This is a genomic window from Rhodococcus sp. IEGM 1408, from assembly GCF_033142235.1.
Lineage (GTDB): Bacteria > Actinomycetota > Actinomycetes > Mycobacteriales > Mycobacteriaceae > Dietzia.
Genome location: NZ_JAWLRW010000006.1, coordinates 221,460 through 236,488, shown reverse-complemented (window position 1 = coordinate 236,488; position 15,029 = coordinate 221,460). Strand labels below are relative to the sequence as shown.

The following is a 15,029-nucleotide window of genomic DNA, read 5'->3' as shown; positions in this document are numbered from 1 at the left end:
TCAGAAGGAGTGGTCGGGGCCGGGGAACGCGCGGGAGCGGACCTCGTCGCCGTACTCGCGGGCGGCGTCGCGGAGGGTGTCGGCGAGTTGCGCGTAGCGCTTGACGAACTTCGCCGTCCGCCCGGTGCCGTGGCCGGCCATGTCCTGCCACACCAACACCTGGGCGTCGCAACCGTTGCCGGCGCCGATGCCGACCGTCGAGATCCCCAGCTCGGCGGTGACCTCGCGGGCGAGATCGGCGGGCACCATCTCCATGACCACGGAGAACGCCCCGGCCTCCTGCACGGCGCGGGCGTCGGCCCGCAGTTGGCCGGCGGCGTCCCCGCGGCCCTGGACGCGGAATCCGCCGAGGCCGTTGACGGACTGGGGGGTGAAACCGATGTGGGCCATCACGGGGATCCCGGCGTCGACGATCGCCCGGATCTGCGGGGCCATCCGCACCCCGCCCTCGAGTTTGACGGCCTGGGCGCCGCCCTCCTTCATCATCCGGGTGGCGGCGGCCACGGCCTGCGTCGGCGAGGACTCGTAACTGCCGAACACCAGGTCGGCCACGACCAGCGCGCGGGGCGCGCCGCGGGTGACGGCCCGCACCAGCGGGATCATCTCGTCCTCGGTCACCGGGACAGTGGTGTCGTAGCCGTAGACCACGTTGGCCGCGGAGTCGCCCACCAGCAGGACGGGGATCCCGGCCTCCTGGAACAACTGGGCGGAGACGAAGTCGTACGCGGTCAGCATGGGCCAGGGCTCGCCGGCGGCCTTGAGCTCGGCCAGGTGGTGGATCCGGGTGACCCGTGTGAGGCCCTGCGGTCCCTCGGACGGCGCGCCGCCGGATCCGTAGACCGGGGTGTCGGGGTTGTCGCTCATGTCAGGTGTGGCCTTCCTTCGGTGACCTCGAGGCCGGCGACGTGGCCGGTCCCCGGGTGGACCCGAGGCCGGCGAAGTGGCCGGTCCCCGGGTGGACAAGGGGCTGTGACGGGCTCTCCCCGCTGCCGTCGAGTCTGCCACGCAGGCCCCGAGTGGGGTCGGAGTGTGTCCCCGGGACGGTATGTCACACGGTCGTAACACGAGAGGCACTAGGTTGGACGGCATGAACCGCCAGCAGGAGTACGTTCTCAGGACGCTAGAGGAACGAGATATCCGGTTTGTCCGGCTCTGGTTCACCGATGTGTTGGGAACCTTGAAGTCCGTCGCCGTCGCCCCTGCGGAGCTCGAGGGCGCGTTCAGCGAGGGGATCGGCTTCGACGGCTCGGCCATCGAGGGCTTCTCGCGCGTCTCGGAGGCGGACACCGTCGCCAAGCCGGACCCGTCGACGTTCCAGGTGCTGCCGTGGGCCCACGACGACGGCGCGCAGCACTCCGCACGCATCTTCTGCGACATCTACAACCCCGACGGCAGTCCCAGCTGGGCGGACCCGCGGCACGTGCTGCGGCGACAGCTCAACAAGGCCGCGGACCTGGGTTTCTCCTGCTACGTGCACCCCGAGATCGAGTTCTACCTGTTCAAGGACCTCGACACCAACGGAGCCGAGCCGGTCCCCACCGACAACGGCGGTTACTTCGACCAGGCCGTGCACGACTCCGCGCCGCACTTCCGGCGGCACGCCATCGAGGCACTCGAGGCCATGGGCATCTCCGTGGAGTTCTCCCACCACGAGAACGGCCCCGGTCAACAGGAGATCGACCTGCGCTACGCCGACGCCCTGAGCATGGCGGACAACATCATGACCTTCCGGTACATCGTCAAGGAGGTGGCCATGAGCAACGGGGTGTGGGCGTCGTTCATGCCCAAGCCCCTGCGCGACCATCCGGGCTCGGCCATGCACACCCACATGAGCCTCTTCGAGGGCGACTCCAACGCGTTCCACGACCCGGACGACGAGCACCAGCTGTCGGCCACCGCCAAGGCCTTCGTCGCCGGCATCCTGCGCCACGCCCCCGAGTTCTCGGCCGTCACCAACCAGTGGGTCAACTCCTACAAGCGGCTCATCGGCGGCGGCGAGGCCCCCACGGCGGCCACCTGGGGTCGGGCCAACCGCTCCGCCCTGGTGCGCGTCCCGCTCTACACGCCCAACAAGGCCTCCTCCCGTCGGATCGAGGTCCGCAGCCCGGACTCGGCCAGCAACCCGTACCTCGCGTACGCGGTGATGTTCGCCGCCGGCATCAAGGGCGTGGAGGAGGGATACGAGCTCCCCCCGGAGTCCGAGGACGACGTGTGGACCATGAGCCGACGCGAGCGGCGGGCGATGGGGTACACCGATCTGCCGGGGAGTCTGGAACAGGCCCTCGACGCGATGGAGGAATCCGAGCTGGTCGCCGACGCACTCGGCGAGCACGTCTTTGAGTTCTTCCTGCGCAACAAGCGGCGCGAATGGCGTGAGTACCGCAACGAAGTGACCCCGTACGAGCTCCGCAGCTACCTCAGCCTGTGACCGGAACCGCGAGGTGAGCACCGGTTCTTCGCGGTCCAGGATCCCCAGCCCGGGCCGGCTCGGCCTGCTCGACGATCGCGCGGGGGACTGGCTGGAGTACCTGGGCTGGATCAACGAGGACGCGGTTGATCTGCTGTGGGCGCTCTCGCGCGCGCCCGACCCGGACCTGGCCCTCGGAGCCCTGGTCCGGCTCCGCGAGGCGTTGGTCGCCGACTCGCACGCGGACGCCAGCGGTTCCGCTGCCCGAGCGGGGGGCGAGACCGGGGAAGCAGCCCTGGACACCGCACTCCGGACGGATCTGCAGCTGAGAGGGCGGCTGCTCGGACTGCTGGGGTCGTCCAGCGCGCTCGGGGACCATCTGGTCGCCGACCCCGCCCGCTGGGCGCTGCTCCGCTGCCCGCTGCCGTCCCGCGAGGACGTCCTGGCGGACATGCTCGGGGCCGTCGAGGCCGTCCCCGAGGAGCAGGTCGAGGGCGCGCCCGCGCCCACCCAGGCGGAGGACCTGGGCAGCGTGGGTACCTATCGCGCCGCGGTGGTCGGCGGCGCCGCGATCAACGTCCTCCGCTCGGCGTACCGCCACCACGTGGCCCTCCTGGCCGCGCACGACCTGGCCTCCACGGTCGAGGACCAGCCGGTGCTGCCCTTCGCCGAGGTGGGCCGCCGGTTGGCGGATCTCGCGGATGCGGCACTCACCGCGGCGCTGGCGGTGGCCGTGGCCACGGTGTATCCGGATTCGCCGATGCCCGGCCGACTGGGCGTGGTGGCCATGGGCAAGGGCGGCGCCCGGGAGCTGAACTACATCTCCGACGTCGACGTCATCTTTGTCTCCGAGCCCGCGGACGCCAAGACCGGCCGCGTGGCGGGGGAGATGATGCGCATCGGCTCGATGGCCTTCTTCGAGGTGGACGCGGGGCTCCGACCGGAGGGCAAGTCCGGCGAGTTGGTGCGGACTCTCGAGTCGCACGAGGCCTACTACAAGCGTTGGGCCAAGACCTGGGAGTTCCAGGCCCTGCTCAAGGCCCGGCCGATGACCGGTGACATGGCGCTGGCAGACGAGTACCACGCCGCGCTGCACCCGATGGTGTGGACGGCGGCCGAGCGGGACGACTTCGTCCACGACGTCCAGGCCATGCGCCGTCGCGTCGAGGAGAACGTGCCCGAGACGCTGCGCGAGCGCGAGCTCAAGCTCGGTCGCGGGGGCCTGCGGGACGTGGAGTTCGCGGTCCAGCTGCTGCAGATGGTGCACGGCCGCACCGACGAGGAACTGCGGGTCACCAGCACGGTGAACGCGCTATCGGCGCTCCGGGCCGGCGGCTACATCGCCCGCGAGGACGGCGCCAATCTGGTGGCGGCCTACGAATTCCTGCGCCTGCTCGAACACCGGCTCCAGCTCCAGCGCCTGCAACGCACCCACCTGCTCCCCGCGGACGACGACGCGGAGGCGTACCGCTGGCTCGCCCGCGCCGCCCACATCCGGCCGAGTGGCCGGCTCGACGCCGCCGAGGTCCTGCTCGATCAACTCCGTCAGGTCCGGCGCCGGGTCCGCAGACTCCACTCCAAACTCTTCTACCGGCCCCTGCTGGATTCGATCGCCGCGTACGACGCGGAGGCCCTGTCCCTCAGCTCGGAGGCCATGGAGCGGCAGCTCGCGGCGCTGGGGTTCGGGTCCCCCCGCAACGCTCTCGGCCACCTCCGTGCGCTCGCGGGACAGAGCAACCGACGCGGCCGGATCCACTCACTCCTCCTGCCCACGTTCATGGAGTGGCTCGCGGACACCCCGGACCCGGACGCCGGGCTGCTGGCCTACCGCAAGCTGTGCGACGAGCACCAGGACGTCACCTGGTTCCTGCGCATCCTGCGGGACGACAGCATCGTCGCGCGCCGCCTGGTGACGGTCCTGGGTACCTCGGCGTTCGTCTCCGAGCTCCTCCTGCGCAACCCCGAGGTGATCCCCGACCTGACGGACGGGGCGGAGGGGCCGGTCCTGGTGGCCTCCCGGATCTCGGACATCGCCTCCGCGCTGGCAGCCTCGGCTGCCCGGCACCGGACCCCGGAGAAGGTCATCGCCGCCGCGCGGTCGTTGCGCCGGGCCGAGCTCGCGCGGATCGGCGCCGCCGATGTGCTGCAGTTGGTCTCGGTGCCCGAGGTGGGCAAACGCCTCTCTGCCGTGTGGCGCGCGGTGCTCGAGGCCTCGCTGGCGGCCGTGATCCGGGACATGGTCCCCGAGGGGCAGCAACCGCCGGCGCGGCTCGCGTACATCGGGATGGGGCGGCTCGGCGGGGACGAGCTGTCCTACAGCAGCGACGCGGACGTGATGATCGTGTGCGACCCGGTCGACGGGGCCGCCGAGGACGTGGCGGTCCGGTGGGCCATCCAGGTGGCCGAACGGGTGGGCAAGCTGCTCGCCTCGCCGTCGTCGGATCCGCCGCTCGACCTGGACGCCGACCTGCGGCCGGAGGGCCGCAACGGACCCCTCGTCCGCACGCTCGCGTCCTACCGCGCCTACTACGCCAAGTGGGCCGAGACGTGGGAGCTGCAGGCGCTGCTGCGCGCGGCGTTCGCGGCGGGGGACCGCGACCTGGGGCTGGACTTCCTGCACATGATCGACGAGTTCCGGTACCCGGAGGCGGGTGTGCCACCCAAGGTGGTGCAGGAGATCCGGCGCATGAAGGCCCGGATCGACTCGGAGCGGCTCCCGCGCGGCGCCGACCCGGCCACGCACACCAAACTCGGGCGGGGCGGCCTGGCGGACGTGGAGTGGTGCGCGCAGCTGCTCACCATGCAACACGCGGCGCGGGTGCCGGGCCTGCACACCACCTCGACCCTGGAGGCGCTGGAGGCCGCGGCCTCCGCTGAGCTGCTGTCCGAGGGCGAGCGGGACGCGCTCGTCCAGTCCTGGCTCATGGCGGGGCACACCCGCAACGCCCTGGTGCTGGCGCGCGGCAAGGCGGTGGACCAGCTTCCCGGCCAGGGCAAGATCCTGGCCGCCGTCGCGAGCATCTGCACCGGGTCCTCCGACGGCGCGGAGTTCCTCAACGAGTACCTGCGGATCACCCGCCACGGCCGCAAAGCCGTCGATCACGTGTTCTGGGGCGAGATCTAGGGGTGCCCGCCCGCGCGGGCCAGGGTTGTCACCGATGCGCTGCGGGCACCGGCGCCGATACCCTGGGGGCATGGCTGTGACGATGACCCTGACCCTCACCCTCGACGGCGTGACCTACGGCGAGCTGTACGAGTTCGTCGACGCGGTCCGCGCGGCCGGCGTGCCCGCGGACGAGCGCGTGCGGTGCCTCGGTTCCGACGAGAAGGGCGACCGCTTCGAGGCGGAGGTCGGCCCCGATCGTCGGCGTGCCGGGTCGGCGCGGTCCGCCGCCGGTGCGCTCGTGGGCCAGCCCGTATCGCCCACCACGGCGCCGTCGGCCTCGTCCTCGCCGACCATCGCCTCGGTCGCCGAGACGGTCCGGTCGATGGTCCGGAACGGCGACGACCTGGACCGGGTGATCGCCGCCCTGGGGGATCTGCGCAAGTTCCTCCGGTGACGCGCCGCCGCCCGGTCGCCAGGGCGCTGGCCGTCCTCTGCTCCCTGATCGCCGCGGCGGGAATCGCCCTCCACCATTCGACCTCCGAGGTCGGCATCGTGCTGGTGCTGGCGTCCTTCGCGCTCTGGGCGTCGGCGTTCTCCGTCATCGCGCTGCTCGCGGCGCTGCGCGCCCGCTCCGCGGCGCTGTCGGTGATCGCGGTGGCGCTGGTCGGGGTGGGGGTGGTCCAGTACGGGCCCCTGGTGGCGCCGGCCAGTGGGGTCGACGACGACGAGGGCATCGCCCTGCGGGTGCTGGTGCAGAACCTGGAGTACGGCCGAGCAGACCCGGGGGACGTTGCCCGCGCCGTCCGCGAGGGCGGCGTAGACCTGCTGTTGACCGTGGAGACCACTCCGGAGGCGGTCGACGGGCTCCGGGCCGCGGGGTTGGCCGAGGCACTCCCGCACGAGGCCCTGGCCGCCGCTCCGCAGGCCGCCGGGGTGGCCGTGTGGTCGCGGTATCCGCTCTCGGCGCCCGAGCGGATCCCCGGCTTCAGCAAGGGGGTGCTGCGCACCGACCTGGCCGGCCCGGCGGGCCCGGTCACAGTCGTGGCCGCGCACCCGACCGCCCCGGTCTTCGACGCCCCCGTCGCCGTCGAGGAGGCCGATCGCCTGCGCTCGTACCTCGGCGGGCTCGCGGGTCCCGCTCCCGTCGTGGTGGGCGGGGACTTCAACGCCACCTGGGATCACGTCCGGTTCCGCGACCTGCGTGGGCTCGGCTACGTCGATTCGGTCTCCGGCGGGGGCGACGGGTGGCTGCCCACGTGGCCGGCGGACAGGAGTTTCCCGCCGCTCATCGGCATCGACCATGTCCTGGCCCGGGGAGCGCTGGCGGTGGGGGAGACCAGCACCGTCCACGTGGGGGACACCGATCATCTGGGCGTGCTCGCGACGGTGCGACTTCCCACCGGCCGCGCCCGTTGACCTACCATGCGCACCATGAGATCACGCATCCGATCGACCGCCTCCGGCCTCGGCCTCGTCACGATCGGCCCCGTCACGATCGGTGCCGTCATGATGGCCGCGGTGCTCGCGGGTTGTGGAGGGGCGACGGTCGAGGGGGAGGCGTCCGAGGTGTCATCGGAGGCCCCCGCGGCCGCCGCCGGGACGACTACCCCGTTTGCCGAGGAGCGACCAGAGAAGCCCTCCGGGCCGGTGACCCCGCCCGCGACCCCGGTGCCGGGGACGGAGCCCATGCCCGGGGAGCCCGTACCGGGGGAGCCGGTGGCGGAACCCGCGCCGGAGCTCCTGCCCGGCGATCCCGCACCCCCGGCGCCGGGTGAGCCGGCGCCGCCCGCACCCGGCGGCGGCGACTTCGCCGGCCTGCTGCAACGGCAGGACGTGGTCCTCCCGGAGGGGGTGGATCCGGTGGCCACGGCGGCGGAGGCCTGTGGCCGCTTCGGCGGCGGGCAGCAGATGGACGAGGTGTCGGGCTGGCTCGGGGAGTACGGCCGCCTCGGCCCCGAGCAGCAGGGCTTCTTCCTGGGTGCGGCCGTGGGGACCTACTGCCCGCAGTTCTTCCCCAAGCTCGGTTGATCTCCGGACCCGGCGGTTGTTCGGAGTGTTACGTGCCGGCGTCTCACATCCGGGCGTACCTGGCCCGCCCGAAGGAGTAGATTCCGTACAGCGCGATGCCGACGCCGGTGGCGATGAGGAGCACCTGACCGAAGGGCTGCTCGCCGACCGTCCGCAGTGCGGCGTCCAGTCCACCGGCCTTCTCGGGGTCGGCGGTCACGACGGCCGCGATGATGAGGCCACCCAGGATCACCAGCGCGGCGCCCTTGGCGATGTAGCCCGACTGTCCCGCCACGATCATGGCCCGCCCGACGTTGCCCCCGCCGGTCCGCTTGAGATCCTCGACGAACTTCTTGGTGGCGCCCTTGTAGACGTGGTAGCCGCCGACGCCGATCACCACCAGGCCGGCCACGACGAGGGCGACCTTGCCCGCCCCCGAACCCAGCAGACCGGCGGTGGTGTCCGAGGCGGACTGGGAATCCGAGCTCGAGCCCCCGGAGGCGAACCGGGCCGTGGTGATCCCGAGCACGACGTAGACGACGGCCTTGGCGGCGGCCTTGACCCGGTCGGACGTCTCCTCGGCGCCGAGGATCGCCTCGACGACCTGCCAGAGTCCGAGGGCGACGAACGCCACCGCTCCCGCCCAGAGCAGGAACTGGCCGCCGGGCGCCGAGGCGATCTGGGCGAGGGCGCCCGAGTTGGAGGCCTCCTGTCCTCCTGAGCCCACCGCGATCCGGATGGCGATCCAGCCGATCAGGAGGTGCACGACGCCGCTCATGATGAAGCCCGCGCGCGCGAGCCACTCGAGGGCGGGGTGGTCGGCGGCCGAGTGGGCGGCGCCTTCGACGGAGCGTGAACGGTGCGAGGAGGTCATCTGAAGAACTCTCCCACGTCCTCGCCTACTCACCAATCGATCTCGCCCAGGACGTCGTTGCGCCGCCGGAGCTCCGCGGCGCGTTGTTCGGCCGCGCGGTGCTCCTCCGAGCGGCGGCGGGCCAGCAGGGCCAGTGCGTCGGCCTCCACCTCCGCGAGGAGCAGTTGGAGCCGGTCCTTCTGCTCGAGGAGGGTCTCGACGGAGGTGTCCATGGCGATGAGCTTGCGTGAGCCGGCAGTGGCGTGGAGGAAGGGGTTGCGTTCGAGGATCAACCGCGCCTCTTCCGGGTCGAGCACCCGGGACAACTTGAGCAGAACGGGGTAACCCTCGCCCTCCGCGGCGATCCCCGGTTCGTGCTCGGGGTCCAGGGCCGCGGCGACCACCTTGAGCGGCCTCGCCCGCGGGGAGGAACTCCGGAAATCGAACCCGTCTGCGTCCATCCCGTCTGCGTCCATCAGACCCCGGCCCTTTCGCTCTCACGCCCTGTCCCGCCCTGTGGCGTGTGGCGTGTGGCACCTGGCCCAACGGTAAACGCCCCGGCCGCGATGGCCGGGGCGTTCACCGATTACAGGGGTACGGGCTCAGCAGTCGTAGTAGAGCTCGAACTCGTGCGGGTGCGGGCGGAGGTTCAGCGGGGCGATCTCCTTCTCCCGCTTGTACGAGATCCAGTTCTCGATGAGGTCCTCGGTGAACACGCCACCAGCGGTGAGGTACTCATGGTCCTGCTCGAGGCGGTCGATCACCGCGGGCAGGGAGGTGGGGGCCTGCGGGATGTCCGCGGCCTCCTCCGGCGGGAGCTCGTAGAGGTCCTTGTCCACCGGCGCGTGCGGCTCGATCTTGTTCTTGACGCCGTCCAGGCCCGCCATCATCATCGCGGCGAACGCGAAGTACGGGTTGCCCGAGGAGTCGGGGCAGCGGAACTCGATGCGCTTGGCCTTGGGGTTGTTGCCCGTGATCGGGATGCGCACACAGGCGGAGCGGTTGCGCTGCGAGTAGACGAGGTTGATCGGGGCCTCGTAGCCGGGGACCAGCCGGTGGTACGAGTTGATCGTCGGGTTGGTGAACGCCAGCAGCGACGGGGCGTGGTGCAGGATGCCGCCGATGTAGTACCGCGCGATGTCCGACAGACCGGCGTAGCCCGACTCGTCGTGGAACAGCGGCTTGCCGTCCTTCCACAGCGACTGGTGGGCGTGCATGCCCGAGCCGTTGTCACCGAAGAGGGGCTTGGGCATGAAGGTGGCGGACTTGCCGTTCTTCCACGCGGTGTTCTTGACGATGTACTTGAACAGCTGGATGTCGTCAGCGGCATGCAGCAGCGTGTTGAACTTGTAGTTGATCTCCTGCTGGCCGCCGCCCACCTCGTGGTGGAGGCGCTCGAGCTCGAAGCCGGCGTTGGTGAGGTTGGTGGACATCTCGTCGCGCAGGTCCACGAAGTGGTCGTACGGGGCCACGGGGAAGTAGCCGCCCTTGGGGCGGACCTTGTAGCCGAGGTTCGGGGATCCGTCGGCCTCGGCCGCGGCGCCCGTGTTCCAGTGACCGGCGGACGAGTCGACCTCGTAGAAGCCGTGGTTGGTGCCCGAGCCGTAGCGAACGGAGTCGAAGACGAAGAACTCGGCCTCGGCACCGAAGAAGCAGGTGTCGGCGATCCCGGTGGAGAGCAAGTACTCCTCGGCCTTGCGGGCGACGTTGCGGGGGTCGCGGCTGTAGGCCTCACGGGTGAACGGGTCATGCACGAAGCAGCTGATGTTGAGGGTCTTGGCCCTGCGGAACTGGTCGATGCGGGCCGTGGAGACGTCGGGCAGGAGCATCATGTCGGACTCGTGGATCGACTGGAATCCGCGGATCGAGGAGCCGTCGAAAGCCAGGCCGTCCTCGAACATGTCCTCGTCGAACGCGGCGGCGGCGATCGTGAAGTGCTGCTCGTTACCCGGCATGTCGGTGAACCGGATATCGACGTACTCGACGGCCTCGTCCTTGATGTACTTGATGACCTCGTCCGGAGTGGAGAATGCCACGGTGTCGCTCCTCGTCTCTCTTGGCGGCGGGGAACTGTTGTCCCCCGCCGTGCGATGACCTCACGGTATTGGGGTGGTGTTGCCCGGCCGTCAACCGAGTGTTTCGGTGGTGTTACGCGACGGGCCGGGTGGTGCCCTCCCAGTGGGGACAGCTTAGTCACCCGGAGAGGGGGATCGTTGACATGGGGAATGACACGGCCCCGGCTACCCTGGGATCATGCGTGAAGTAGCGGGATCATGGCTGTCCGGACCGACCTCGCCCGGGGACGCGCCCGAACAGAGCTTCAAGGGCGAGCGGCTGGGCCTGCCCAGGCACGGCGAGGGCTCTCTGGCGCCGCTGGGGGTCCGCTTCGGCGCATTGCTGGTCGACTGGTTCCTGGCCTACGGGATCATCGGCCTCGTCGTGACGCTCGGGAGCCCCGGACTGCTGGGCGGCGAGTCGCTCGCGGGGGTGGCGAGCTGGGCGGTCCCGCTGGTCTGGGGCGTGATCGGCGTGGTGTGTGTCTGGCTCTTCGCCCAGACGCCCGGCCAGGCACTGTTCGGGATCGGGACCGCCCGGATCGACGCCGACGAGCGGGTGGGCGTGCCTCGTGCCCTGGTCCGGGTCGCCTTCATCTTCTTCCTGCTGCCGCCGCTCATCCAGGACGAGGACGGCCGCGGCATGCACGACCGCGCCACGGGTACAGCGCTCATCCGCACCCGCTAGGGCGCTGGATCAGCTGCTGCGACGGCGCGCGCTGCGCTGCATGTTCCGGACCTTCGCGCCCTGGGGGAGCGGTCCCTTGGGCATCTGGTTCTGGATGCCGGTCTTGGTGCCCAGTGCCCGGAGACGGGAGTCCAGTGCGTCGACCTTGGCGCGGCTGATGTTCATCGGGTATCGCGTGAGCCGACGGTTGAGCTTGCGCAGCGGCACCTGCTCCGGTGACGCGTCCTGCTCGTCTCCCACGATCAGCTCATAGATCGGAGTGTCGCCGACCACCCGCGCGGCCTTCTTCTTCTCCTGCAGCATGAGCGGCTTGAGCCGGTGCGGCTGGCCCTCGCCCACGAGGACGATGCCGCAGCGACCGACCACGCGGTGAACCGCGTCGAAGCTGGTGGTGGCGGCAACAGCCTGGTTGACCCGCCAGCCGGAGCGGAGCTGGTCCAGGGCCCACGCCGCGGCGCCGGGCTGACCCTCGGCCTTGGCGAACACGGTGTTCTGGACGCGCCGCGAGAAGATGACCATCGCCAGCATCAGGCCGGTGAGCACGCCCAGGGGGAGCATCCACCATTCGCCGCCCCACAGGGAACCGATGAGGAAGAAGACGACGGCCGAGAGGACCACGGCACCGATCATCAGCGGCCACAGGAGTTTGTCCTGCTTGGACTGGATCTTCAGGGCCTCCCACATCTGGCCGCGCTGCTGCTTGGCCGCCTGCCGCCGTGCGGCCCGGGCCGTCTTCTTGTCCGCCTTGCTGACCTCGCTCTTTGCCATGCCCATCAGGATACGTGGCAGAGGCGACGGTTCGGGAACCGCGGTTCGCCGAAGGGGTACCCCGGACGCAGATGCGCCCGGATCCGCCCCGGATCCGCCTGGGTCTCAGCCCTGGAGCCGCGCCATCAGGCTGGAGGCCTCCTGGGAGGCGGGGCCCCCGGAGGTGAGCTGCTCGAGGTGCCCCGGCAACTGCTGGCCCCGGTGCTCGAGCGCCTCCGCGTAGAGGCGACCGGCGCGGTACGAGGACCGGACCAGGGGACCGGCCATGACCCCGGCGAAGCCCATCTCGCGGGCCTGGTCGGACAGGTCGGCGAACTCCTCGGGCTTGACCCAGCGGTCGATCGGGTGGTGCAGCGGGCTGGGGCGCAGGTATTGCGTGATGGTGAGGATGTCGCAGCCGGCGGAGTGCAGGTCGCGCATCGCGTCGACGATCTCGTCGGTGGTCTCGCCCATCCCGAGGATGAGGTTTGACTTGGTGACCAGACCGAAGTCGCGGGCGGCGCGGATAACGCCCAGCGACCGGTCGAAGCGGAAGGCCGGGCGGATGCGCTTGAAGATCCGGGGCACCGTCTCCACGTTGTGCGCCAGGACCTCGGGTCGCGACTCGAACACCTCGGCGAGCTGGTCCGGCTCCCCGTTGAAGTCGGGGATCAGGTTCTCCACGCCGGTGTTGGGGTTGAGTTCGTGGATCTTGCGGACCGTCTCCGCGTACAGCCACGCTCCGCCGTCGTCGAGGTCGTCGCGGGCCACGCCGGTGATGGTCGAGTACCGCAGACCCATCTCCCGGACGGACTCCGCCACCCGTCGCGGCTCGTCGCGGTCGAGGGCGCTGGGCTTACCGGTGGCGATCTGACAGAAGTCGCAACGGCGCGTGCACTGCTCGCCGCCGATGAGGAACGTGGCCTCGCGGTCCTCCCAGCATTCGTAGATGTTGGGGCAGCCGGCCTCCTCGCACACCGTGTGCAGTCCGCCGGTCTTGACGAGGCTCTTCAGTTCCTTGTACTCCGGGCCCATCGTGGCCCTGGTCTTGATCCACGACGGCTTACGTTCGATCGGCGTCTCGGCGTTGCGCGCCTCGATACGGAGCAGCTTGCGGCCTTCCGGAGTCACAGTCACGGCCGCCAGCCTACGCGGCATTCATACCAGGGGTAGACGCCCGTCGAGCGCCTCCACCATGTCGGAGGTGACCTGGTCGAGGACCTCCGACACCGGCACATCCCGGCCGAGTTCGGCCGAGAGCGAGGTGACACCCGCGTCGACGATCCCGCACGGGACGATCCGCGAGTACGCACCCAGATCACAGTCGCAGTTGAGGGCGAAGCCGTGCATGGTCACCCCGCGCTGGACGCGGATGCCGATCGCGGCGATCTTGCGCTCGGGCCTGCCGTCCGAGGCCGCGCACCAGACCCCGGAGCGGCCCTCGACCCGGCCGACGTCCACACCGAGTCGGGCGCACGTGGCGATGAGGGCCTGCTCCACGCGACGGACGTACTCGATCACGTCGATCGGGTCCGACAGCGCGATGATCGGGTACCCGACTAGCTGTCCCGGACCGTGCCAGGTGATCCGCCCGCCCCGGTCCACATCGATCACCGGGGTGCCGTCGTCCGGCCGGTCCGACGGTTCGGTGCGCTTGCCGGCGGTGTACGTGGCCGGGTGCTCCAGCAGCAGGATCGTGTCCCCGCGCAGGCCCTCGGCCCGCTCCTCGGCGAGCGTGCGCTGCAGGTCCCAGGTGGGCGTGTACTCGACTGTGCCGAGGCGGCGGATCTCCGGCTCGGCAGGATCGCGGCGCAAGGTCTGACCGTGGTGGGGCATGCCGTCCAGATTAGGCCGAACCGTCCTCCGACGACGACGGGCGCCCTCCCAGGGGGAGGACGCCCGTGATGTCGAGGTGCGGGACTACAGCCCGAGGTCACCCTCGAACTCGGCCTTCTGCAGCCGGTCCTTGACCGTGGTGAGGAAGCGCCCGGCGTCCGCACCGTCGATGAGCCGGTGGTCGTAGGTCATCGGCAGGAAGCCCATCGACCGGATGGCGATCGACTCGCCGTCGGCATCGGCGTCCACCACGGGACGGCGCACGATCGCACCGGTTCCCAGCATCGCCGCCTGCGGCGGGACGAGGATCGGGGTGTCGAACAAGGCCCCCTCGCTGCCGATGTTGGTGATGGTGAACGTGCCGCCCTGGAGGTCGTCCGGGGTGAGCTTGGACGACCGCGCGCGCTCGGCCAGGTCGATGATCGCCTTGGCCAGCCCCGGGATGTCCAGGTCCTGTGCGTTCTGGATCACCGGGGAGAGCAGACCCGCCTCGGTGTCCACGGCGATGCCGAGGTTCACCGAGCCGTGGTAGGTGATCTCGTTGGAGTCCTCGTTGTAGGACGCGTTGACGTTCGGGTGCGAGACCAGGGCCTCGACCACCGCCTTGGCATAGAACGGCAGGTAGGTGAGCTTGACGCCGTGCTTGTCGGCGAACTGCTCCTTGGACTGTGCCCGCAGGTGCGCGACGCGGGTCATGTCCACCTCGAAGACCTGAGTGAGCTGGGCGCTGGTCTGCAGCGACTCGCGCGTCTTCTTGGCCGTGATCTTGCGGATCCGGTTGGCCTTCTTGGTGGTGCCCCGCAGCTCCGCCAGCTCGGGCCGCACCCCGGCAGCGGACGGACCGCCGACAGAGGGCTTCTTCTCCGCGGGGGCCTCGGAACCACTGTCGCCGCCGCCCTCGGCTGCGGCGAGGACATCCTGCTTGCGGATGCGTCCGCCGATGCCCGTGCCCTTGACCGAGTCGAGGTCCACGCCGTGCTCCTGGGCGAGCTTGCGCACCAGGGGGGTGACGTACGGGGAGGTGCCGGCCTTGGCGGCAGCCGCGGGCTCGGCCCGCTTCGGAATGTCGCCGGAAGAGTCCTGCTCGTCCGACTTCTCGGTCTTCTCCGCCTTCGCGGGCTTCTCCGTCTTGGCAGCAGCCTTGGCGGGCTCGTCCGAAGCCTTCTCCTCGGCCGCCTTCTTCTCGGCCGCCTTGCGCTCCTCGGCCTTCTTCTCGGCGGACTCACCGGCCGAGTCGTCCTCCTGGCCTGCGGAGTCGTCGGAGGACGTGTCCTCGGGCTCGTCGGCGGGCTCGTCGTCGTCGGATGCGGCGCCGTCGCCGATGACGGCGA

The 15,029-nt window shown here is 70.6% G+C and carries 14 protein-coding genes; 6 read left to right on the top strand and 8 right to left on the bottom strand.

All coding sequences use genetic code 11. The features are described 5' to 3' along the window. Positions 1-864 (bottom strand): 3-methyl-2-oxobutanoate hydroxymethyltransferase, encoded by an 864-nt coding sequence (gene panB / locus R4P08_RS11730; protein WP_317814037.1) that lies wholly within the window; start codon positions 862-864, stop codon positions 1-3. A gap of 223 nt (positions 865-1,087) precedes the next feature. Between panB and glnA (R4P08_RS11725) the strand changes: the two genes are divergently transcribed. The 5 genes from glnA (R4P08_RS11725) (at position 1,088) to R4P08_RS11705 (ending at position 7,541) form a co-directional block, all read left to right on the top strand. Further along, positions 1,088-2,428 (top strand): type I glutamate--ammonia ligase, encoded by a 1,341-nt coding sequence (glnA, locus tag R4P08_RS11725; RefSeq protein ID WP_317814036.1) that lies wholly within the window; start codon positions 1,088-1,090, stop codon positions 2,426-2,428. A gap of 13 nt (positions 2,429-2,441) precedes the next feature. Next, on the top strand, positions 2,442-5,531 hold the full coding sequence (locus tag R4P08_RS11720; RefSeq protein ID WP_317814034.1) for a bifunctional [glutamine synthetase] adenylyltransferase/[glutamine synthetase]-adenylyl-L-tyrosine phosphorylase: 3,090 nt from the start codon (positions 2,442-2,444) through the stop codon (positions 5,529-5,531). A 70-nt stretch (positions 5,532-5,601) separates the two neighbouring features. Next, a complete protein-coding gene (locus R4P08_RS11715) occupies positions 5,602-5,967 on the top strand; it encodes a hypothetical protein (RefSeq protein WP_317814033.1) in 366 nt (121 codons plus the stop codon). Beyond that, positions 5,964-6,929, top strand: coding sequence for an endonuclease/exonuclease/phosphatase family protein (locus R4P08_RS11710; protein ID WP_317814032.1), 966 nt, complete (start codon positions 5,964-5,966; stop codon positions 6,927-6,929). The genes R4P08_RS11715 and R4P08_RS11710 overlap by 4 nt, the downstream gene beginning before the upstream one ends. A 15-nt stretch (positions 6,930-6,944) precedes the next feature. Continuing rightward, positions 6,945-7,541, top strand: a complete 597-nt coding sequence (locus R4P08_RS11705) for a DUF732 domain-containing protein (RefSeq protein WP_317814031.1) — start codon at positions 6,945-6,947, stop codon at positions 7,539-7,541. Positions 7,542-7,584: 43 nt separating this feature from the next. Here the strand turns inward: R4P08_RS11705 and R4P08_RS11700 are convergent, their stop codons facing one another. The 3 genes from R4P08_RS11700 to glnA (R4P08_RS11690) all read right to left on the bottom strand — a co-directional run bounded on the left by R4P08_RS11700 (position 7,585) and on the right by glnA (R4P08_RS11690) (position 10,409). After that, a complete protein-coding gene (locus tag R4P08_RS11700) occupies positions 7,585-8,394 on the bottom strand; it encodes a DUF1206 domain-containing protein (protein ID WP_317814030.1) in 810 nt (269 codons plus the stop codon). A gap of 29 nt (positions 8,395-8,423) precedes the next feature. Then, positions 8,424-8,849 carry a hypothetical protein gene (locus R4P08_RS11695; protein ID WP_317814029.1) on the bottom strand — a complete coding sequence of 142 codons (426 nt, stop codon included), beginning with the start codon at positions 8,847-8,849 and terminating at the stop codon, positions 8,424-8,426. Between the two features lie 126 nt (positions 8,850-8,975). Then, positions 8,976-10,409, bottom strand: coding sequence for a type I glutamate--ammonia ligase (gene glnA, locus R4P08_RS11690; protein ID WP_317814028.1), 1,434 nt, complete (start codon positions 10,407-10,409; stop codon positions 8,976-8,978). Positions 10,410-10,626: 217 nt separating this feature from the next. Here glnA (R4P08_RS11690) and R4P08_RS11685 point away from each other — a divergent pair, with 217 nt between their 5' ends. Beyond that, positions 10,627-11,115 (top strand): RDD family protein, encoded by a 489-nt coding sequence (locus R4P08_RS11685; RefSeq protein WP_317814027.1) that lies wholly within the window; start codon positions 10,627-10,629, stop codon positions 11,113-11,115. A 9-nt stretch (positions 11,116-11,124) separates the two neighbouring features. Here the strand turns inward: R4P08_RS11685 and R4P08_RS11680 are convergent, their stop codons facing one another. The 4 genes from R4P08_RS11680 to sucB all read right to left on the bottom strand — a co-directional run. Continuing rightward, positions 11,125-11,883, bottom strand: a complete 759-nt coding sequence (locus R4P08_RS11680) for a DUF4191 domain-containing protein (protein ID WP_317814026.1) — start codon at positions 11,881-11,883, stop codon at positions 11,125-11,127. 105 nt (positions 11,884-11,988) lie between these two features. After that, on the bottom strand, positions 11,989-12,999 hold the full coding sequence (lipA, locus tag R4P08_RS11675) for a lipoyl synthase (RefSeq protein ID WP_317814025.1): 1,011 nt from the start codon (positions 12,997-12,999) through the stop codon (positions 11,989-11,991). 21 nt (positions 13,000-13,020) lie between these two features. After that, entirely contained in the window at positions 13,021-13,698 is a 678-nt protein-coding gene (gene lipB / locus R4P08_RS11670; RefSeq protein ID WP_317814024.1) for a lipoyl(octanoyl) transferase LipB, read from the bottom strand. A gap of 84 nt (positions 13,699-13,782) precedes the next feature. Beyond that, on the bottom strand, positions 13,783-15,029 hold a 1,247-nt coding region (gene sucB / locus R4P08_RS11665), incomplete at its 5' end, for a 2-oxoglutarate dehydrogenase, E2 component, dihydrolipoamide succinyltransferase (protein WP_317814023.1).